The organism is Flavobacterium sp. CYK-55 (assembly GCF_018413465.1).
In the GTDB taxonomy this organism is placed as follows: Bacteria; Bacteroidota; Bacteroidia; order Flavobacteriales; family Flavobacteriaceae; genus Flavobacterium.
This window is the reverse complement of record NZ_JAHCDK010000002.1, coordinates 107,384-127,556: the sequence shown is the minus strand read 5'-3', so window position 1 is coordinate 127,556 and position 20,173 is coordinate 107,384. Positions and strand designations below refer to the sequence as shown.

The window sequence follows — 20,173 nt, the reverse complement described above, 5'->3', positions numbered from 1 at the left end:
AATAAACCTTTAGGTTGACAATATGGCAAGATTTGAATTGAAGCTTCCCAAAATGGGGGAGAGCGTTGCAGAAGCAACCATTACCAATTGGCTCAAACAAGTAGGCGATAAAATTGAAGCCGATGAGGCCGTACTCGAAATTGCAACGGATAAAGTTGATAGCGAAGTACCCTCTGAAGTAGCCGGTATATTGGTTGAGCAGTTGTTTCATAAAGACGATGTTGTTCAAGTCGGTCAAACCATAGGTATTATTGAAACTGATGCAGCCTCTGCAGCAGCTGTTCCAGTTGCAGAAGCTCCACAAGCTGCACCAACTCCTGCGCCTGCCGTAGAAGAAGTTGTCAAAACTGTTGAAGTAGCTAAAACTTTTACCGCTGCTCCGGTAGCTCCGATTCATGTGGGCGAATCTGCTCGTTTTTATTCTCCACTTGTGCGCAACATCGCAAAAGAAGAAGGCGTTACGCTTGCTGAACTCGATACCATTCCGGGCACCGGGAATGAAGGTCGTGTTACCAAAAATGACTTATTGAATTATATTCAAAATAAAGGCAATGTGACGATGGCTGCGCCTGCTCCGGCGGCACAACAAGTTCAAGCGCCAACAGCTGCTCCAGTTGCACCACCACAACCAACAGCCAGTGCAGAGCCTGCTGCGCCAAAAGCAGCCATTCCGGTTTCGGTGAATGGGCAAGATGAAATGGTTGAGATGGACCGTATGCGCAAACTCATTTCGGGTTATATGGTTCAGTCGTTGCAAACTTCGGCACACGTACAATCGTTTGTAGAGGTTGATGTAACCGCGATTTGGAACTGGCGTGAGAAAAACAAAAATGCCTTTGAAAAACGCGAAGGCGAGAAACTTACTTTTACACCGATTTTCATGGAAATTGTGGCGCGCGCGCTCAAAGATTTCCCGATGATGAATATTTCGGTTGAAGGTGATTACATCATTAAAAAGAAAAACATCAACCTTGGTATGGCGGCAGCTTTACCGAACGGAAACTTAATTGTTCCGGTGATTAAAAATGCTGATCAACTCAATTTGATTGGGATGGCCAAAGCTGTAAATGATTTAGGAAACCGTGCCAAAGCAGGAAAACTCAAACCAGACGATACCCAAGGTGGAACTTATACGGTAACCAATGTCGGAACTTTTGGCAGCGTGTTCGGAACGCCGATTATCAACCAACCACAAGTAGGTATTTTAGCGCTTGGTGCCATCAGAAAAGTACCGGCGGTGATTGAAACTCCTGAAGGTGATTATGTAGGTATTCGCAAAAAAATGTTTCTCTCGCACAGTTATGACCACCGTGTAGTTGACGGCGCTTTGGGCGGAAGCTTTGTGAAACGTGTGGCTGATTATATGGAGGAGTTTGATGAGAATCGACCGTTTTAAAAAACACACACTATAAATAATATGAAACCGCTTTACACCGAGGCGGTTTTTTATTTGAAATAATATTTGCCTTTTGGCGTTGACATTTCGCGTATCTTTACGCCCTAAATTTTCAGCATGGAACTCAAACTCAACAGACCGATTTGCTTTTTTGACCTTGAAACCACCGGAATCGAGGTGGCCAAAGACCGCATTGTAGAGATTTCGGTTTTTAAAGTATTTCCGAATGGCAACCGCGAGAGCAAAACTTGGCTGGTGAATCCGGAGATGCCGATTCCGACGCAAGCCTCGGCAGTACACGGAATTACCAATGAACGCGTAGCGAACGAACCGACTTTTAAAGAACTCGCGCCACAAGTTTTTCAGATGATGAAAGATTCAGATTTGGCGGGTTTTAATTCAGATCGATTTGATATTCCGTTGTTGGCAGAAGAACTCTTGCGCGCCGGTGTTGATTTTGACATGAAAAACCGCGTTTCGGTTGATGTGCAGACTATTTTTCACAAAATGGAAGAGCGCACTCTGAGCGCTGCTTATAAATTCTACTGCGAAAAATCATTAGACAACGCGCACTCAGCCGAAGCCGATACGATGGCAACTTTTGAGATTCTGCAAGCGCAACTCGATCGCTATCCGGATTTGCAGAACGATATTAAGGCGCTCTCAGAATTTACCACACGCAAAAAAGCCGCTGACTTTGCGGGATTTATTGCTTTTGACCAAAACGGCGATGAAATCTTTACCTTCGGAAAACACAAAGGCGTCAAAGTCGAGAAGGTTTTTGAAGACGAACCCGGTTATTTCGGTTGGGTGCAAAGCGCTGATTTTCCGTTGTATACCAAAAAAGTGCTTACCGGAATCAAACTCAGAAAGCTCAACAACAAATTATTCTAAAACGCGAAGTCCCTAGCCCTGATTGTAGCGGATATCCTTTTGCGCAACGCAGCAAAAGATAGCAGTGAAAAGCAGGTTCCCGGCTTCTAAAAAATCTCAACAACTTAGTAGCTCAAAATCTTAGCAACTCAGCATGAAACTTATTTGTATCGGCCGCAATTACGCCAACCACATTGAAGAACTCAACAACGAACGCCCTGACGAACCGGTGATTTTTCTCAAACCCGATACGGCGGTTTTGTCGCGTCCGCAACCGTTTATTATACCCGATTTTTCGCAAGATATTCACCACGAAATTGAATTAGTTGTAAAAATTAATAAGATGGGTAAATACATAGAGCCCGAATTTTCGTATAAGTATTACGACGAAATTACCGTGGGTATTGATTTTACCGCGCGCGACGTGCAGCAAAGGCTCAAAGAGAAAGGCTTGCCGTGGGAAAAGGCCAAAGCTTTTGACGGTTCAGCGATTATTGGTGACTTTATATCGAAAAAAGTTTTCAGTTCTTTAGAAAGTATTAATTTTGAACTCACAAATAATGGGATTACTGTGCAAAAAGGCAATTCTAGCCTGATGTTGTGGAAGATTGATGAACTTATTTCGTATGTTTCTCAGTATTTTACACTCAGAACCGGCGATGTAATTTTTACCGGTACACCAGCGGGCGTGGCAGCAGTCAAACCTGGTGATGTGCTTGAAGGTTACCTCGAACAACAAAAATTATTCAGATTAAATATCAAATAAAATGGCCCTAAATTACAACCTATCTAAAGTTTACGCCTTGTCAGACAATGACCCGGAGTTTGTAAACCAAATCATTACCTTATTTGTTACCGAGGTACCGCAAGACCTAATTCAGGTAAAGCTCGGCATCCAGACCAAAGACCATAAAATGGCGTATAGCTATGCGCACAAAATCAAGCCTACTCTTGATTTGTTAGGAATGGATCAGGCTTTTCACGAAATCCTTCAAATTGAAGCTTGGGGCAAAGCCGAAGGCAAACGCAAAGAAATCAAAGCTACTTTTGACAGCGTAGAATCGCAAATTGAAAAGGCGGTGAAAGAAATCACCAAAGATTTTGATTTGTAAAAGTTTCTGAGCTTGCTGAGTTTCTGATAAAAAAATTTTTAGGCAGCTATTCCTGCTATTCGCTTCAAGCCCAAACTCATAAAACCTGTATCGCTAGCACATCAAAGGCGCTTCCGTGGGTCGCACTTTTCTGCGGCGCTACATGGTTTTATGCGTTCGGGGCTTTTTGCTTCTATCAGGGCTTGGCTTTCGTTTTACGGTTGTCATTTCGGTTAAATTCAATCCTACATTTTCTCAGAAACTCAGTATCTTCGCAGGGCTGTTGCGGCCCTTGATTTCTTAGGTGCTTATCAGCTCAATATCTCAGTAACGCAAAGAAAATGAAAGCAACTATAGTGACCATCGGCGATGAAATTCTCATCGGGCAAATTACCGATACCAATTCGGGTTATATAGCCAAAGCGCTTGACAAAGTAGGCGTTCAAACGCATGAAATGGTTTCTATTTCTGATGATAGAAAACACATACTCGACACTTTTGCGCGTTTGCAAAACCAAACTGATTTGGTCATTATTACCGGAGGTTTGGGCCCGACCAAAGACGACATCACCAAACACACTTTTTGTGAATACTTCCAAGATACTTTGGTGCGCAATCTCGAAGTCGAGCAACACATTGTTGATTTGTTTCAAAAGATCCTTACGGTAACCGTTACCCAAGTCAACAAAGATCAAGCTTTGGTTCCATCGCGCGCTACCATTTTGCACAACGCCTACGGAACCGCTCCGGGCATGTGGATTCAAAAAGAGCAAACTGTTTTTGTTTCGTTGCCGGGCGTTCCGTTTGAAATGAAAGGCATCGTTGATCAATACCTCATTCCGAAAATCGTTACCGAATACAAACGTCCGTATATCTTGCACAAAACCATCATGACTTATGGTATGGGCGAGAGCATGGTGGCCGAGCGCATTGAAGATTGGGAAAACAACTTACCCGATTTTATCAAACTCGCTTATTTGCCTGCTCCGGGTAGAGTTCGTTTGCGCCTCACCGCGCGCGGAACCGATCAAGCTTTGCTCGAGCAAACCATCGCCGAAAAAGTTACTACGCTCACAGAGCTCATTGGCGATATTATTGTAGGCTTTGATGAAGGCGAAACCCTAGAAGTTATGCTCGGAAAATTGCTCACGCAACAACAAAAAACACTCGCAACGGCTGAGAGTTGTACCGGCGGAAGAATAGCGCAATTGATTACTTCGGTTTCTGGAGCTTCAGCTTATTTTAAAGGAAGTGTGGTTTCATACGCTACCCAGACCAAAATAGATGTTTTGGGGCTCAAGCCAGAACTCATTCAAGAACATTCGGTGGTAAGTTCAGCGGTAGCTGCTGCGATGGCACAAGCGGTTCAAAAGCTCATGCAAACTGATTACGCTTTGGCCACTACCGGAAATGCCGGCCCGTCTAAGGGTGATTCACCTGCCGATTTAGGAACTGTATTTATTGGTTTGGCAACGCCTGTTGGAGTACAAACCTTTGAATTCAACTTTGGGCAACCGCGCGAAAAAGTCATCGACAGAACCGTCAACAAAGCATTAGAATTGTTGCAAAAAGAAATTTTAAAAAGCAGTATTGAATAAATAAAAGCCATTATTTTTTGAGCAAAAAAGCGAGTTCTTTTCACGGATTAAAATCCAAATAAAAAAAATGAAAAAATCTCTAATATTTATTTTGCACAATGGTTTATTTTTATTTTCTTTGCACCCTCGATTTGAATAACGATAAAAGATAAAGATAATGTCAAGAGTTTGTGACCTTACAGGTAAAAGAGCGATGGTAGGGAACAATGTTTCTCACGCGATGAACAAAACGAAAAGAAAATTTTCGGTTAACTTGGTAAAAAAACGTTTCTACCTAGCCGAAGAAGATCGTTGGATTACATTGAGAGTAGCTGCTTCTACCATAAAAACAATTAACAAAAACGGAATTGCTGCTGTTTTGAAAAAAGCGCAGACAGAAGGATTCATTAAATAATCCGTTCCTAAAACAAGAATAGCAAGATGGCAAAGAAAGGTAACAGAATCCAAGTTATTTTAGAGTGTACAGAGCATAAAACTTCTGGTGTTCCAGGAACGTCTCGTTACATCACTACTAAAAACAAAAAAAATACTCCGGATAGATTAGAAATCAAAAAATTCAATCCTATCCTTAAAAGAGTAACCGTTCACAAAGAAATTAAGTAATTCGGAGTTTTTATACTGTAAAAATTTCCTAAACAATATAAGTCATGGCAAAGAAAACCGTTGCAACTTTACAAACCGCTTCTAAGAGATTATCTAAAGCCATCAAAATGGTAAAATCTCCAAAAACCGGCGCTTACACATTCGTTGAAGCGATTATGGCTCCAGAAGAGGTAGACGAATTCTTGAAAAAGAAATAATTCGCAAACAACCTATACAGACAGGCTACTTTCTCACCGAAAGTAGCTTTTTTGTTTTATATTTGTTCCGCTTAATTTAAAGTTGGGCAGACCTTCCGGCTTTTGGCCACAGTCCTCGCTTTTCGCGCGGTGTTGGCACAAAACCATTCGGCTTCCACTGGTTGCCGTCTTGTTTTGGCAAACACTTTCGCTCAAAACTGCGGGCTGTCTGCCGCAATCCGGGCTGCATTAGTACTAAAAATCAAACAATATGTCATTTTTTAAACGCATATTTTCTTCTGAAAAAAGAGAAACCACTTTTACCGAAGAAGCCAAAGAAACCCTTGACAAAGGATTAGAAAAATCAAAAACTTCCTTTTTTACCAAGCTTACCAAAGCCATAGCGGGTAAATCAAAGGTAGATGACGAGGTTTTAGATAACCTTGAAGAAATTCTCGTTACTTCAGACGTGGGTGTTGAAACCACACTTAAAATCATTGAGCGCATAGAGAAACGCGTTTCTGAAGATAAATACCTCGGAACCGATGAACTCAATTTGATTTTGCGTCAAGAAATTTCGGGCTTGCTTTCAGAGACCAATTCCGGTGAAGCTACTGAGTTTAGCATACCGCAAGACAAACATCCGTATGTGATTATGATTGTGGGCGTAAACGGAGTAGGTAAAACCACCACCATCGGAAAACTAGCGCATCAGTTTAAAAACCAAGGATATAAAGTAGTTTTAGGCGCTGCTGATACGTTTCGTGCTGCCGCGATTGATCAGTTGCAAATATGGGCAGACCGCGTTGGTGTTCCGCTGGTAAAACAGCAAATGGGCAGCGATCCTGCATCAGTAGCTTTTGATACTTTGCAAAGTGCTGTAGCGCAAAATGCCGATGTGGTGATTATTGATACAGCCGGTCGTTTGCATAACAAAGCACACCTTATGGGCGAATTGTCTAAAGTAAAACGCGTGATGCAAAAAATCCAAGAAGATGCACCGCATGAAGTATTGTTGGTGCTCGATGGTTCAACCGGGCAAAATGCTTTTGAACAAGCCAAACAGTTTACCGCTGCTACCGAAGTTACTTCACTGGCGGTTACCAAACTCGACGGAACGGCCAAAGGCGGTGTGGTGATTGGTATTTCAGATCAATTTCAGATTCCGGTAAAATATATTGGTGTAGGCGAAGGCATCAATGATTTACAAGTATTCAACAAATACGAATTCGTCGATTCATTCTTTAAATAAACCCAACAAGATTTTATAGATAAAGAGGGCATCATTGTATTTTGATGTCCTTTTTTGATTTAAATTAGAGGCTCGATTCAGATTCAAAAAGTCCATGAAAAAATTGCTGTATTCACTGGTTGTTTTATTCGTTTTAAGCGCGTGTCAACCCAACGCTAAATTGACCGATTTACCTAAAATCAATGGTTATTGGGAAATCAAATCCGTTGATTTTCCCGAAGGCGACCACAAAGAATACAAAATGAATGAATCGTTTGATTACATTGAAATCAAAAATCAAAAGGGCTATCGCAAAAAAGTCATGCCGCAACTCGACGGTACTTTTCTCACCAACGATTTATCTGAATCTATATCGGCCCAAGAAAAAGACGGAAAACTCATTTTGAACTGCAAAACGGCTTATGCTCAGTGGCAAGAAACCATCCTGACATTAACCGATCAAGAACTCGTGATTGAAAATGATTCCCACAAGAAATATCACTACAAAAAAGCGCAACCCATTAACCTAATTCCGCATGAGCAAAAGGCTAAGTAACGAGAATTCGGTAGGCGAGGTACTCAAGCAGATTATTTCCAGTAACAAGCTTGAATCTGGTATGAATCAGATTGCAGTGGCCGATGCTTGGAAGTCGCTCATGGGTAATGGCGTGAATACTTATACGCAAAAAGTCACGCTCAAAGGAACTACTTTATATGTTGATTTGACCTCGGCGGTTTTGCGCGAAGAACTCAGTTACGGCAAAGATAAAATCATTCGTATGATTAATGATGAACTCGGACAAGAAGTAATTAAGCAAGTAGTTTTGAGGTGATTTTAGATTTTAAGACTGTAAGACTGTAAGATTATTAGATATGTTCAAAAAAAATCCCGTTCACAGCAGAACGGGATTTTATATTTCTGACCATTAAGTCTTGAAATCTTATGATCTTACAATCTTTTTAGAATTGCTCTCTTCCGGCAAAGTGAAAAGCACCTTCAATAGCAGCGTTCTCATCAGAGTCTGAACCGTGAACAGCATTTTCACCAATCGATGAAGCATATTTTTTACGGATGGTTCCCTCAGCAGCATCAGCCGGGTTGGTTGCACCAATTAAAGCTCTGAAGTCTTCAACTGCATTGTCTTTCTCTAAGATAGCTGCTACAATCGGACCACGAGTCATGAATTCTACCAATTCACCAAAGAAAGGTCTAGCGGCGTGTACCGCGTAGAATTTTTGAGCGTCTGCAACGGTTAATTGCGTTAATTTCATGGATACGATTCTGAAACCACCTTCAGTAATCATGTTCAAAATTCCACCGATGTATCCTTTTTCAACCGCATCGGGTTTAATCATTGTAAAAGTTCTGTTACCAGCCATTTTTATAGTATTTAATTTTAATTTTAATTTTCTGTTTGGCTTATTTGCCTTAAATCGGCTGCAAAAATAGTATTATTAATTGATTCCTAAAACCTTTGAAGTGAATATAAAGCAAAAAAAATCCCCGAACGAGCCGGGGATTTTTAGATATGAAAAAAACTCAAAAATTAGTTTTTCATCAACTTAACAGTTTCTGAACCGTTAGCAGTTGAAATTTTCGCCATGTACAAGCCTTTAGCCAAGCTTGAAGCATCAACAGAAGTTGTAGTTGCTTGTGGTGCAATGGTAGCAACCACATTTCCTAAAACATCAACAATTTGAATTGAAATGATTGCTTTGTTTGATGAAGCAAAAGTCCAAGCATTGTTTGTTGGGTTTGGAGCCACTACAAAATTTGATTTGCTGAAAGTATTGTTAGCCAATGGCGCACCAAATGTATATACACCAGATACTCTATTGAAAAGGATACCATAATCACCAGCAGTTGCTACAGCAATGTTAGCACCTCCAGGAGTAGCTGTACCTGCAGGGAAATCAGCCGCGCCCCAGTTGGTAGCCCAATCATTGTTTTGACGGAACTTAGCTCCGCCTACCACTAATGAAATACTTGCTAATTGATAGTCTAAACCATCTGTAGTAGTTAATTGAGCAGGATCAATTTCGCCTGGAGTTCCTGTTGGCCATCCACCAGGGGTAGCATCACCAACTAATGAAATACCCGGGAAGAAGAAATTGTACTCACCTGTAGTCAAGTTGAAAGTAACTGAATAAGTTCCTGAAGCAGCTACAGGAATATTTCCGCCAGTTGTTGTAGCGATACCTGTTGGCCAATCAGAAGCACCATAATTAGGTAATCCCCAATCGTGACCAGTTCTGAATTTCAATTCATTGTTGCCTGCAGTACCATCAAGGGTTACAGTTGCAGTATACATAACTCCATCATTGGTAGCCATATCAACTTCATGAGCCTCATCCCATCCACCAACAGCACTACCAATAATGCTTATTACTGGATAAATAGGTGCCGCTACGAAAGTATAGTTTCCTGAAGATAAATCTAAAGTAATTGAAGTATATCCGCCACCTACAACTGGAATGTTGTCAGAAGCACCTGACAATGTACCTGTCGGGAAAGTAGTTTCTCCAACCAATGATCCATCAATATCAAATTGAGCATTTCCGTCAAGTAAAGTTACATTGCTTGCAGTATATACTACTCCGTCTGTAGTGATAAAGCTGATTCCGTTTACATCACTTACTGCAGCACCAACTAATTTAACAACTGGCACAGGAGCACCACCGCTAAATGAATATTCTCCGGTATTCTCATTAAAGGTTACATCATAAGTACCGCTGATAGCAGTAATGTTTGGTCCGTCTTGAACACCAGTTCCTGTTGGGAAACCAACGGCACCCCAGTTAACACCCCATGAGTGGTTTTTTCTGAATTTGAATTCACCCCCAGGCATAGTAACATTTGTCAATGACCAGATACCACCTCCTTGATCAAGTAAATCAATATCAGCGTCCCATTGTGTTCCGGTAGCACCGGGACCAATCATTGAAACTTGTGCTTGTGAGGTCCATCCAAAGAACACAAGTAATAATAAAAGTAATTTTGTTTTCATAATTTTTGAGTTAAAAAATTTTTACAACGCTAATTTAAGCTAAAAAAAACTCTGATAGTTCAGAACAAACCTTAAAAAAATAAGCGAAAACGTTTTCGTGTTGAAAAGATTATTAATTAACTGACAAATCGCTATTTATGAATGCCCAAGATTAAGTGTGATTTACTGATTTGCGTTGTTACTTTATAATTTTACAACTGTAAAATTATCATTTAACGGATGTAACTTTTCAAATAAATTTTCAATCAATTGATTGCCAAACTCAATATAAAATTCTGAGAAATTGAGTTGCCTTTCTTGTAAAGATTTCCCGGGAAAAAGTTCATTTTGCAATAAAATGATTCGTTCAAGTTGATCTTTGTGTTTGCGTTTCTGCGCTTTGAGCAATCTTTTTTCAAGGTTTTCTAAACCTTTGATTTGCTTGGCTTCTTGCGCTTTGACGGCTCCAGAAAATGAAGCGTCTGTCTTTTCGGCCAATTTGTGCAAATAATGAAATTGTGTGCTCAAATGATCTTTTTGAATGCTCAAATCAATTGGGAATTCAGAGATTTCTTTGGTTTTGATGTTGATTAATTCATGCTGATTTTTGAATAAATCTTGCCAACTAAGCTTTAGGTTATCTGATTTTTGGGCTTGCTTTTCGGTGACTAACAACACTGAATTGCGCAATAATAAAATAGGAAAAGTAACCCCGAAATTCTCAAAATTAGCTTTGAGTTGTAGCCAATAAGCCAATTCACCGCCACCACCTATGTAGCATAAATTAGGCAAGATTACTTCTTGATATAAAGGTCTGAGCAATACATTCGGACTGAATTTTTCAGGGTGATGCTTAACTTCTGAAAGAATTTCACTTTGTGTAAAAATCAACTCAGTATCGTTTACTTTATATTGATTGTCTTCAAGAATAATGCGCTCTCGCAGACTATCTTCAAGATAAAATAAGTTAATTTTTCGCGGATTGACCTGAACCAAATAATCTTTGAGTAGCTCATTGGTCTGTAAAACTTGTTGGTGTGTGGTTTGTTCGGTGAGTTCTTTTTGAATATACGGAACAAATATTTGTTTTAAAGCCGGAACATCCGCATCCAAAATAACCAAGCCATACGATCCAAAAAGTTGGTGCGCTAAATATCGAGTGGCGTCGGCTAAATTATCGTGTTTTAAATAAGCTTCCTTAAACCATTTTTTGATTTGCTCGGCATTTTGGCTGTGACCAATTTCTTGTGCAAAAACCTCGTAAACATCTTTGAGTCCTGAGGTTGATTGACGCCCGACGGCCCCAGAAACTTCAGCATTCCACCTGACTTTTTTGCCTTTGTAGTTAAAGAAATTAATTTCCTCGAAATCATGATCTTCGGTGGCCATCCAATAAACCGGAACAAAATTATATTCAGGAAAATTTATTTTGAGTTCCTTACAGAGATTAATGGTTGAAATGATTTTGTACAAAAAATACAAAGGTCCGGTAAACAAATTGAGTTGATGCCCTGTCGTAATGGTAAAGGTATTTTCTGAAGCAAGTAACTCAATATTGCTCAAACTTTCTGTAGCATTCAGTTTTGCATATTGCTTTTTGAGTTCTTCAACCAGAGTTGCTCGATGAGCTAACGGAAATTGCTGTTTTTTTTCAGCAATCTGAGCCTTGAATCCTTCTAAATTCGGAAAATGATTATAAAGTGATTCAACTTCAGGGGACTGATTGAGATAATCTACAATCAATGGAGTAAAATAACCTGATTCTTGATAGCTAATACAGTCGCTGGGCATAGTTTGAATTTTTGGTAAAAGTAAAAAAACTTGAATTAATTTGATTTGGTTTAACATCTGCTTGTGATAAAACAAATACACTTACATTTGTGGCAAATTGCATAGCTTTTGAACCCAAAAATCTTACTTGTAACACCGCCCTTTACGCAGCTCAATACGCCTTATCCGGCCACGGCTTACCTCAAGGGATTTCTCAATACAATTGATATTGAGTCAACACAAGCTGATTTGGGAATCGAGGTAATTCTCGAATTGTTCTCCTCCAAAGGATTAAAAAACTTGTTTATCCAATGCAGGCTTCCCAACGAGAATTGGTCTGAAAATGCGCAGCGAATCTACGCTTTGCGTGCTGATTACATTCAAACCATTGATTCGGTTATAGCTTTTTTACAAGGAAAAAATCCAACTTTGGCCTTGCAAATTTGTCAACAGTATTTCTTGCCCGAAGCGTCCAGATTTAACCAATTGCAAGAACTCGATTGGGCTTTTGGTGCGATGGGAACACAAGATAAAGCCAAGCATTTGGCTACTTTATACCTTGAAGATTTAGCCGATTTTATCGTTGAAACCGTTGATCCTCATTTCGGGTTCAGTCGTTATGCCGAACAACTAGGCCGCAGCGCACAATCGTTTGATGAAATGCACGAAGCTTTACTAGCTGAATCTACCTATATCGATACTTTACTTTTTGATGTATTGACGCAAAAAACGCAAACATTTGTTCCTGATTTGGTGTTGGTTTCAGTGCCGTTTCCGGGAAATTTATACGCAGCGTTTCGATTGGCGCAATGGTTTAAAATTCATCATCCGCAAACCAAAATCGCTTTGGGTGGAGGCTTTGCCAATACCGAATTGCGCTCGCTTTCTGAGCCACGCGTTTTTGATTTTTTTGATTACGTCACTTTAGACGATGGCGAATTACCGGTTGAATTACTGATTAAAAATTTAAACGCTCAGCATCCGGTTTACAAACGCACTTTTTTGCTTGAAAACGAGCAAGTGGTTTATAAAAATAATGCGACTCAGTCTGATTATAAAATGAGTCAAGTGGGCACTCCGGATTATGCTGATTTGTTGTTAGATCAATATATATCGGTGATTGAAATGGCCAATCCGATGCACAAAATGTGGAGCGACGGACGCTGGAACAAACTCACCATGGCACACGGCTGTTATTGGGGCAAATGCACGTTTTGCGATATTTCGCTTGATTACATCAAAGTGTACGAACCCGTCGCGGCCAAACTCATTGTTGATCGCATTGAAACTTTAATCGAGCAAACGGGTGAGAGCGGTTTTCATTTTGTAGATGAAGCAGCGCCTCCGGCTTTGATGCGTGAAGTTGCTTTTGAAATTTTACGCCGCGGCCTCACCATTACGTGGTGGACGAACATTCGTTTTGAAAAAAGCTTCACTGCTGATCTGTGTTGGTTGCTCAAAGCCTCGGGTTGCATTGCGGTTTCGGGCGGACTTGAAGTAGCTTCTGATAGGCTTTTGGCGCTTATTGACAAAGGCGTAACGGTCGAACAAGTAGCACAAGTTACCCGAAATTTTACCCAAGCCGGCATCATGGTGCATGCTTATTTGATGTATGGTTATCCAACGCAAACCGTTCAAGAAACAGTAGACAGTTTAGAAATGGTACGTCAACTTTTTGAAGCCGGTATCGTTCAGTCTGGATTTTGGCATCGATTTGCCATGACGGCGCACAGTCCGGTTGGATTACATCCTGAAGAATTTGGCGTGGTTCCAACAACGCATCCCGAGGGTCGATTTGCCAACAATGATTTGCTTTTTGAAGATGCTACAAAAATTGACCACGAACAATTTAGCTTCGGACTCAGAAAATCGCTGTACAATTACATGCACGGAATCTGTTTTGATGAGCCGCTTCAAAATTGGTTTGATTTTAAAATTCCTCGAACGCGAATTTCACCTGATTATATTCAGCAAGCCTTGCAAGTTGAAACCGATTTTAAAATGAAACCGCAAGCCAAGCTCATTTGGTTGGGTGCGCAACCACAAATTAAAATCACCACTAAATCTAAGAAAGGCCAAACTTGGGAAGTTGCCGAATTGCTTTTTCACAACCGATTTGATCAATTGGTTTTAACTTTTGAAAAAGAACAAGGTTTGTGGTTGGCAGAACAATTAGAATACTTAAAACCATCGGCCGAAGTGCGTTGGACATTACAAAAACTACAAACTTCTTTTGAAGAAAAGCTAGATCATTTTGAACTTTTCTGGTTTTCAAAACCCATGCAAACGCTTCGCACTAAAGGTTTGCTCGCTGTTTAAATTCATCGGGCTTGAAAGATTTTTCTCGCGCTCAAAAACGCATATATCAATTTTGCAATTTTCTTGACTTTTATCAGATATTATCCGTTGGGTTTTCTCTAAATTTACTTCCGGACTAAAATAATATCGTTTATGAAACAATCCTATAAGCTATCAGTGGACAAACTCAAAACTCTTGAGTGCTCTGAAAGCGATGTTCACCAACTCGACGCAGTTCAAGTGGATACCCATGAATATCACGTTTTGCGCGATGCTCAGCCGTATCAGGCTGAAATTCTTCAGGCCGATTTTCTGCAAAAAACCTATACGGTATCGGTCAATAACAATGCCTACACCGTTAAAATTTCAAACACACTAGATCAACTCATTCAACAAATGGGCTTTGAATCGGGTAGTGCCAAACACGTTAATGCAGTAAAAGCGCCTATGCCGGGGCTGATTATTGAGATCAATGTGTCTGTGGGGCAAACCGTTCAAGAAAATGATCCGCTGCTGATTTTAAGCGCCATGAAAATGGAAAACAGCTTGCTCTCACCGCGCGAAGGTGTCATTAAATCGGTTTCGGTGGCCGTAGGAGCTGCTGTTGACAAAGGCCAATTGTTAATTGAATTTGAATAAACATGAAAAAAATATTAGTTGCTAACCGCGGTGAAATTGCCATCAGAGTAATGAAAACCGCCAAGAAAATGGGTATTCAAACCGTTGCTATTTATTCAACAGCCGATAGAAATGCCCCGCACGTAAAATTTGCCGACCAAGCGGTTTGTATTGGTGAGGCGCCTTCGAGCGAATCGTATTTGCGCGGAGACAAAATTATTGAAGTGGCCAAAGAGCTCGGTGTAGATGCCATTCACCCGGGTTACGGATTTTTGAGTGAAAATGCCGAATTTGCCAAAGCTGCTGAAAAAAACAACCTCATTTTTATCGGTCCAAAATCAAAAGCCATTGAAATTATGGGTAGTAAATTGGCGGCCAAAGATGCCGTTAAAGCTTATAATATTCCGATGGTTCCGGGCATTGATCACGCCATTACCGATATAGCCGAGGCCAAAAAAGTTGCTTTAGAAGTGGGTTTTCCGGTGCTCATCAAAGCTTCAGCCGGCGGCGGTGGAAAAGGCATGCGCGTCGTTGAAAAAGAAGCTGATTTTGAAGCCCAAATGAACCGTGCCGTGAGTGAAGCACAAGCTGCTTTTGGCGATGGATCTGTGTTTTTAGAGCGTTATGTAACTTCTCCGCGCCATATTGAAATTCAAGTCATGGCTGATGCGCATGGCAATATCTTATACTTTTTTGAACGCGAATGCAGTGTTCAACGTCGACACCAAAAAGTGGTCGAAGAAGCTCCGTCATCTGTGCTCACGCCCGAATTGCGCAAACAAATGGGTGAAGCCGCGGTTATGGTTGCCAAATCGTGTGATTATTTAGGAGCTGGAACTGTTGAATTCTTGCTCGACGAAAATCTGAACTTTTATTTCCTTGAAATGAATACGCGTTTGCAAGTAGAGCATCCGGTGACCGAAATGATTACCGGAGTTGACTTGGTTGAATTGCAAATTCGCGTGGCCAGAGGCGAGGCGCTCGCGCTCAAACAAGAAGACCTCAAAATTTGTGGACACGCTCTTGAATTGCGCGTTTATGCTGAAGATCCTATCAACGATTTCTTACCGAGTGTCGGACATTTAGACGTGTATCGTTTGCCGCAAGGCGAAGGCATTCGCGTAGACAATGGTTTTGAGCAAGGCATGGATATTCCGATTTATTACGATCCGATGCTTTCAAAACTCATCACTTACGGAGCATCGCGTGAAGAGGCCATTGAACTTATGATTCAAGCCATTGCCCATTATAAAGTGGAAGGCGTACAAACTACTTTGCCGTTTGGAACTTTTGTTTGCCAACACGAAGCTTTCCGCTCGGGACATTTTGATACTAATTTTGTTAAAAAATACTACGATGCCGAAATCCTTAAAAAACAACGCGAAACTGAAGCTGAAGTAGCTATGCTTGTCGCTTTAAAGCAATATCTGTCCGATCAAAAAGTGGTTCGTTTACCAATCTCTTAAAACTATGGAATCAAAAATAAATCTCTTAAACGAAAAAATAGCGCTTGCCCAACTTGGCGGTGGTGAAAAACGCATTGCCAAGCAGCATGAAAAGAAAAAACTCACGGCACGCGAACGTGTCAATTATTTGTTAGACGAAGGTTCTTTTGAAGAAATCGGAATGCTCGTAACGCACCGAACCACCGATTTCGGCATGGAAAAAGAAATCTATTACGGCGATGGCGTAATTACCGGTTACGGAACCATCAATGGCCGATTGGTGTATGTTTTTGCCCAAGATTTTACCGTATTTGGCGGTGCTTTGTCAGAAACGCATGCCGAGAAAATTTGCAAAGTCATGGATATGGCGCTTAAAGTGGGTGCGCCCATGATTGGTCTGAACGATTCAGGCGGTGCGCGTATTCAAGAAGGTGTACGCTCATTGGGCGGATATGCCGATATCTTTTTTAGAAACGTACAATCTTCAGGGGTAATTCCGCAGATATCTGCTATTCTCGGTCCTTGTGCGGGTGGCGCGGTGTATTCGCCGGCTATGACCGATTTTACGATGATGGTTGAGGGCAACAGCTATATGTTTGTCACCGGTCCGAATGTGGTAAAAACCGTTACCAATGAAGAGGTGTCCTCTGAAGAACTCGGTGGTGCATTGACGCATGCGACTAAATCAGGTGTGGCACACATCACTTCGCCCAACGGAGTGGCTTGTTTGGATGACATTAAAAAGTTGCTGGGTTATCTTCCGCAAAACAACCGGGAAACCACGCCAAAACTGCCTTTTAAATTGGGCGATGAAATCAGACCGCAACTCAATAACATAGTGCCCGATAATGCCAACAAACCTTATGATATGCACGAGGTCATTACCGGACTTATTGACGAGGATTCGTTTTTTGAAATTCATAAAGAATACGCTGAGAACATTATTGTAGGTTTTGCGCGTATGGCCGGAAGAAGTGTGGGCATTGTAGCCAACAATCCGATGTTTTTGGCGGGATGTTTAGATGTGAAAAGTTCGATTAAAGCCGCTCGTTTTACGCGTTTTTGTGATTGTTTCAACATTCCGTTATTGGTTTTGGTTGATGTGCCGGGCTTTTTGCCGGGAACCGATCAAGAGTGGAACGGCATCATTGTTCACGGAGCTAAATTGCTGTATGCGCTCAGCGAAGCGACGGTTCCGCGGGTCACGGTGATTACCCGAAAAGCCTATGGCGGCGCTTATGATGTGATGAATTCAAAACACATCGGTGCCGATATGAACTTTGCATGGCCATCGGCAGAAATTGCGGTAATGGGTGCCAAAGGAGCCAGTGAAATCATCTTCAAAAAAGAAATTAGTGAAGCTGCTGACCCTGAAGCCAAATTGCTTGAAAAAGAAGCTGAATATGCTGATTTGTTTGCCAATCCATACACAGCGGCCCAACGCGGATTTGTTGATGAGGTTATTTTACCCCAAGACACGCGCAAAAAACTCATCAAAGCGTTTAGTATGCTCGAAAACAAAGTAGTCGAAAGGCCACAACGCAAACACGGAAATATTCCTTTGTAAAATAAATTGATAAAAAAACGCCGGTCAGCAATGAAACGGCGTTTTTCAATTAACTAACCATTTTTATTCTTTAATAAGCTTCTCAACAGCGCTTCCTTTTTCGGTATTGATTTTTACCCAATAAATGCCGCGACTATAACTTGATAAGTCAATGGTTTTGGTTTTTCCGTGATCAATGATGGTTTGCAATAATCTGCCTTGTACATCGAAAATTTCTATCGATTTTAATGCGTATAGAGCTGTAATTGTTGCTTTGTCTTGGGTTGGATTCGGCAACAAATCAATGCTTTCATCTTTGGTAAAGACCGATTGGCTCAAGTTGGTATAAGCCGAGCGCGCTTCATTGGTTTCAATTGGGTGGTTGTAATCAAAAAAGATGTTGGCCGTGTTGGCAATTTCATCACCGACTTGCAGCGTGGACAAGGTTTTGATTTTGAACAGTACATTGCCGTGTCCGCCAATGGGTCCTCCGTTGGATGGCGGCAAATGAATTCCTCTAAAGATAAACTCAACAATACCGTCTCTGATTTTGGTTTCAACCGGATGCGAGGCATAGAGCAACTGCAAACTATTGATGTCAAACATTTGAAGATTAATCGTGTCTTTGACTACAATATTGATGGCTTCACTGGTTCCGATGTTTTCAAAATTAATGTTGTAATGCACATATTTACCAATTTCAGAAGCCGCAATGGTATTGCCTTCAAGGCAGGTTTTGTCATTTGGGTCGTAACTGTTGACCACAGGTTGATTGAGTTCAAAAGTGTTGTCATTAGGGGTTTCTTCACCGGTGAATAGACTTATTGATGTTGTGAAATTCAAAATATCTCCAGCGTTAACGGCAGGCACGTCGGTTGGGGAATGAATATTTAGATTCAGCATTATAGAACGAGTTTCAAGTGGAGTCAAACTATTAAAATTCCAATTCAAAGTATTGATTGTTTGACCATCAATGATTGGGGCTGCTGAAATATGATCTATACGGGCATCATCAAAAGTCAAATTTACCTGACCAGATAGCGTTTGATTTCCTTTGTTTTTATAGACGATTTTATAATAAGCATTAAAGCCCGGACGAGCTGGTCCGAAAGGTGATAATATGACTTCTAAATCCGGATGAATACCATTGGGTGTGATGCAAAAGTTTTGTGTTTGCACAGAATTGTCAACCACCGGAAAATTTATCAAAGCATTAGGTGGCGTGAAATTAAACCAAGTTGGGTTTTCAGTTTGTGGTGTTAGATTAAAATTACCGGCTTGGGTGTAAAAAGTAAAAGCTCCGTTTAGATTGGTAAAAGTTGCTTCTTGATTTATACCGTCATTAAGATTTATTTTTACATACGGATAAACAAGATCATTGTCATCACAACCATTGTTGTCAAGGTCATATTGGGTCTTTCCGGTAATGGTATTGTAATCGCCTCCGGGCGTAAAAGAGCAATAGCTGTTGCAGACTGTATTGTTTAATCCGCTTGCAATCAATTGACTTTGCATATTAATCAATTGGCTATCATCTACGCATATGTAATTAAGGTTTGGTAAATTTTGAAATGTAACCGTTTCATTTCTACCATTTTTTATAAACAATGTATTGATCTGATTACAATTATTTAGACTTAAATTATTCAAATTATGATTGCTCGAAAAATTTAGGGATGTCAATACCATATTTGTATTTAATGAGTTCAATGCAAAAAGTTCAAGTAAATTATTTGTGGATAAATCTATTGAAGATAAAAAATCACTGGTTAATCTTATCTCTCTTAACAATTGAGAATTATTGATATTAACAGAAGCTAATGATGAACTGTTTATTTCCAAAGTATTAAGGAATGGACAATTTGAGACATCAACAGTTTGAATATTGTTGTTGGCAACAAATACCGATAGCATCAGAATTCCACTATTTGCTCCTCTGATATTGCTTAATTGAAGATTGTTTCTAATAATAGGTTGGTCTAAATGTTGTAAATTTTCAAAATTAATTTCTGTAATAGAATCACAATTTATTACTTCAAGATGATTTAAATTCGTAGCACCTCTTAAGTCTAAACTACTTATTTTTGAATTCATTACGATAACCGATTCAAGGTTTGTACAACCATTTAAACTAATTGTAGATTCTAAGTTATTGTTTGCGCCAATTGATAATGAATTTAGGTTTGATAAATTGTTTAGATTTAAATCAGTTATCAAGGTACCACTAATATCTAAACTGTATAAATTAGATAAGTTTGAAACATTCAAGAATGTAATAGGAGCATTCGTAATTGCTAGGATATGCAAATTAGTGAAAGCCTCAATTCCTGTTAAATCATGAATCGTGTTGGGTGGTAAATTCAAGTTTGTTGTTACTTGTGCTTCGCTGTACTGAATTTGTCCATCGTTATTAGTGTCAAACCCAGAGGCTATAAGAAATGCTTTAAAATCAGCATCCGGAATATTCACAATTTGCCCATGGGCCACAACTGAGAAAAGCAATAAAGTGTAAAATATATTTTTCATGATGTCTGTTTGTTT

The 20,173-nt window shown here is 40.3% G+C and carries 19 protein-coding genes; 15 read left to right on the top strand and 4 right to left on the bottom strand.

Going from position 1 to position 20,173, the window contains the following annotated elements; genetic code table 11:
• The first annotated feature begins 22 nt into the window (after nucleotides 1-22).
• From KIH23_RS03115 to KIH23_RS03065, 11 genes are all read left to right on the top strand, one after another.
• Complete coding sequence (locus KIH23_RS03115; RefSeq protein WP_213211210.1) at nucleotides 23-1,396, top strand: dihydrolipoamide acetyltransferase family protein; 1,374 nt, start codon at nucleotides 23-25, stop codon at nucleotides 1,394-1,396.
• A 117-nt stretch (nucleotides 1,397-1,513) separates the two neighbouring features.
• The gene (locus KIH23_RS03110; RefSeq protein WP_213211209.1) at nucleotides 1,514-2,290 is read left to right on the top strand and encodes a 3'-5' exonuclease; all 777 of its coding nucleotides are present in this window, start codon (nucleotides 1,514-1,516) and stop codon (nucleotides 2,288-2,290) included.
• A gap of 133 nt (nucleotides 2,291-2,423) precedes the next feature.
• Nucleotides 2,424-3,035 carry a fumarylacetoacetate hydrolase family protein gene (locus KIH23_RS03105; protein ID WP_213211208.1) on the top strand — a complete coding sequence of 204 codons (612 nt, stop codon included), beginning with the start codon at nucleotides 2,424-2,426 and terminating at the stop codon, nucleotides 3,033-3,035.
• Nucleotide 3,036: 1 nt separating this feature from the next.
• Entirely contained in the window at nucleotides 3,037-3,381 is a 345-nt protein-coding gene (locus KIH23_RS03100) for an Hpt domain-containing protein (RefSeq protein WP_213211207.1), read from the top strand.
• Nucleotides 3,382-3,701: 320 nt separating this feature from the next.
• The gene (locus KIH23_RS03095) at nucleotides 3,702-4,958 is read left to right on the top strand and encodes a CinA family nicotinamide mononucleotide deamidase-related protein (RefSeq protein WP_213211206.1); all 1,257 of its coding nucleotides are present in this window, start codon (nucleotides 3,702-3,704) and stop codon (nucleotides 4,956-4,958) included.
• Nucleotides 4,959-5,115: 157 nt separating this feature from the next.
• Nucleotides 5,116-5,352: a 50S ribosomal protein L28 gene (rpmB, locus tag KIH23_RS03090; protein ID WP_213211205.1), complete on the top strand. Its 237-nt coding sequence runs from the start codon at nucleotides 5,116-5,118 to the stop codon at nucleotides 5,350-5,352.
• A gap of 26 nt (nucleotides 5,353-5,378) precedes the next feature.
• A complete protein-coding gene (gene rpmG / locus KIH23_RS03085) occupies nucleotides 5,379-5,561 on the top strand; it encodes a 50S ribosomal protein L33 (RefSeq protein WP_008253902.1) in 183 nt (60 codons plus the stop codon).
• A 44-nt stretch (nucleotides 5,562-5,605) separates the two neighbouring features.
• Nucleotides 5,606-5,758, top strand: coding sequence for a DUF4295 domain-containing protein (locus KIH23_RS03080; RefSeq protein ID WP_213211204.1), 153 nt, complete (start codon nucleotides 5,606-5,608; stop codon nucleotides 5,756-5,758).
• Between the two features lie 250 nt (nucleotides 5,759-6,008).
• Complete coding sequence (gene ftsY, locus KIH23_RS03075) at nucleotides 6,009-6,989, top strand: signal recognition particle-docking protein FtsY (RefSeq protein ID WP_213211203.1); 981 nt, start codon at nucleotides 6,009-6,011, stop codon at nucleotides 6,987-6,989.
• A 94-nt stretch (nucleotides 6,990-7,083) separates the two neighbouring features.
• The gene (locus KIH23_RS03070) at nucleotides 7,084-7,524 is read left to right on the top strand and encodes a lipocalin family protein (RefSeq protein WP_213211202.1); all 441 of its coding nucleotides are present in this window, start codon (nucleotides 7,084-7,086) and stop codon (nucleotides 7,522-7,524) included.
• Entirely contained in the window at nucleotides 7,505-7,801 is a 297-nt protein-coding gene (locus tag KIH23_RS03065) for a DUF721 domain-containing protein (protein ID WP_213211201.1), read from the top strand. Before KIH23_RS03070 ends, KIH23_RS03065 begins: the two co-directional genes overlap by 20 nt.
• 127 nt (nucleotides 7,802-7,928) lie before the next feature.
• Here the strand turns inward: KIH23_RS03065 and KIH23_RS03060 are convergent, their stop codons facing one another.
• The 3 genes from KIH23_RS03060 to bshC form a co-directional block, all read right to left on the bottom strand.
• On the bottom strand, nucleotides 7,929-8,348 hold the full coding sequence (locus KIH23_RS03060; RefSeq protein WP_213211200.1) for a nucleoside-diphosphate kinase: 420 nt from the start codon (nucleotides 8,346-8,348) through the stop codon (nucleotides 7,929-7,931).
• A gap of 167 nt (nucleotides 8,349-8,515) precedes the next feature.
• Nucleotides 8,516-9,976 carry a SusF/SusE family outer membrane protein gene (locus KIH23_RS03055; protein ID WP_213211199.1) on the bottom strand — a complete coding sequence of 487 codons (1,461 nt, stop codon included), beginning with the start codon at nucleotides 9,974-9,976 and terminating at the stop codon, nucleotides 8,516-8,518.
• A 183-nt stretch (nucleotides 9,977-10,159) separates the two neighbouring features.
• Entirely contained in the window at nucleotides 10,160-11,746 is a 1,587-nt protein-coding gene (gene bshC / locus KIH23_RS03050) for a bacillithiol biosynthesis cysteine-adding enzyme BshC (protein ID WP_213211198.1), read from the bottom strand.
• 108 nt (nucleotides 11,747-11,854) lie between these two features.
• Here bshC and KIH23_RS03045 point away from each other — a divergent pair, with 108 nt between their 5' ends.
• The 4 genes from KIH23_RS03045 to KIH23_RS03030 all read left to right on the top strand — a co-directional run bounded on the left by KIH23_RS03045 (nucleotide 11,855) and on the right by KIH23_RS03030 (nucleotide 17,653).
• A complete protein-coding gene (locus KIH23_RS03045; RefSeq protein ID WP_213211197.1) occupies nucleotides 11,855-14,044 on the top strand; it encodes a B12-binding domain-containing radical SAM protein in 2,190 nt (729 codons plus the stop codon).
• A 132-nt stretch (nucleotides 14,045-14,176) separates the two neighbouring features.
• Complete coding sequence (locus tag KIH23_RS03040) at nucleotides 14,177-14,662, top strand: acetyl-CoA carboxylase biotin carboxyl carrier protein subunit (protein WP_213211196.1); 486 nt, start codon at nucleotides 14,177-14,179, stop codon at nucleotides 14,660-14,662.
• Between the two features lie 2 nt (nucleotides 14,663-14,664).
• Nucleotides 14,665-16,107 (top strand): acetyl/propionyl/methylcrotonyl-CoA carboxylase subunit alpha, encoded by a 1,443-nt coding sequence (locus KIH23_RS03035; RefSeq protein ID WP_213211195.1) that lies wholly within the window; start codon nucleotides 14,665-14,667, stop codon nucleotides 16,105-16,107.
• 4 nt (nucleotides 16,108-16,111) lie between these two features.
• Nucleotides 16,112-17,653, top strand: a complete 1,542-nt coding sequence (locus KIH23_RS03030) for an acyl-CoA carboxylase subunit beta (protein ID WP_213211194.1) — start codon at nucleotides 16,112-16,114, stop codon at nucleotides 17,651-17,653.
• Nucleotides 17,654-17,716: 63 nt separating this feature from the next.
• Here the strand turns inward: KIH23_RS03030 and KIH23_RS03025 are convergent, their stop codons facing one another.
• A complete protein-coding gene (locus KIH23_RS03025) occupies nucleotides 17,717-20,158 on the bottom strand; it encodes a T9SS type A sorting domain-containing protein (protein WP_213211193.1) in 2,442 nt (813 codons plus the stop codon).
• Between the last annotated feature and the right edge of the window lie 15 nt (nucleotides 20,159-20,173).

Coding starts and splice junctions, on each gene's coding strand:
- KIH23_RS03115 (WP_213211210.1), top strand. CDS start 23: ATGGCAAGATTTGAATTGAAGCTTCCCAAAATGGGGGAGAGCGTTGCA.
- KIH23_RS03110 (WP_213211209.1), top strand. CDS start 1,514: ATGGAACTCAAACTCAACAGACCGATTTGCTTTTTTGACCTTGAAACC.
- KIH23_RS03105 (WP_213211208.1), top strand. CDS start 2,424: ATGAAACTTATTTGTATCGGCCGCAATTACGCCAACCACATTGAAGAA.
- KIH23_RS03100 (WP_213211207.1), top strand. CDS start 3,037: ATGGCCCTAAATTACAACCTATCTAAAGTTTACGCCTTGTCAGACAAT.
- KIH23_RS03095 (WP_213211206.1), top strand. CDS start 3,702: ATGAAAGCAACTATAGTGACCATCGGCGATGAAATTCTCATCGGGCAA.
- rpmB (WP_213211205.1), top strand. CDS start 5,116: ATGTCAAGAGTTTGTGACCTTACAGGTAAAAGAGCGATGGTAGGGAAC.
- rpmG (WP_008253902.1), top strand. CDS start 5,379: ATGGCAAAGAAAGGTAACAGAATCCAAGTTATTTTAGAGTGTACAGAG.
- KIH23_RS03080 (WP_213211204.1), top strand. CDS start 5,606: ATGGCAAAGAAAACCGTTGCAACTTTACAAACCGCTTCTAAGAGATTA.
- ftsY (WP_213211203.1), top strand. CDS start 6,009: ATGTCATTTTTTAAACGCATATTTTCTTCTGAAAAAAGAGAAACCACT.
- KIH23_RS03070 (WP_213211202.1), top strand. CDS start 7,084: ATGAAAAAATTGCTGTATTCACTGGTTGTTTTATTCGTTTTAAGCGCG.
- KIH23_RS03065 (WP_213211201.1), top strand. CDS start 7,505: ATGAGCAAAAGGCTAAGTAACGAGAATTCGGTAGGCGAGGTACTCAAG.
- KIH23_RS03060 (WP_213211200.1), bottom strand. CDS start 8,348: ATGGCTGGTAACAGAACTTTTACAATGATTAAACCCGATGCGGTTGAA.
- KIH23_RS03055 (WP_213211199.1), bottom strand. CDS start 9,976: ATGAAAACAAAATTACTTTTATTATTACTTGTGTTCTTTGGATGGACC.
- bshC (WP_213211198.1), bottom strand. CDS start 11,746: ATGCCCAGCGACTGTATTAGCTATCAAGAATCAGGTTATTTTACTCCA.
- KIH23_RS03040 (WP_213211196.1), top strand. CDS start 14,177: ATGAAACAATCCTATAAGCTATCAGTGGACAAACTCAAAACTCTTGAG.
- KIH23_RS03035 (WP_213211195.1), top strand. CDS start 14,665: ATGAAAAAAATATTAGTTGCTAACCGCGGTGAAATTGCCATCAGAGTA.
- KIH23_RS03030 (WP_213211194.1), top strand. CDS start 16,112: ATGGAATCAAAAATAAATCTCTTAAACGAAAAAATAGCGCTTGCCCAA.
- KIH23_RS03025 (WP_213211193.1), bottom strand. CDS start 20,158: ATGAAAAATATATTTTACACTTTATTGCTTTTCTCAGTTGTGGCCCAT.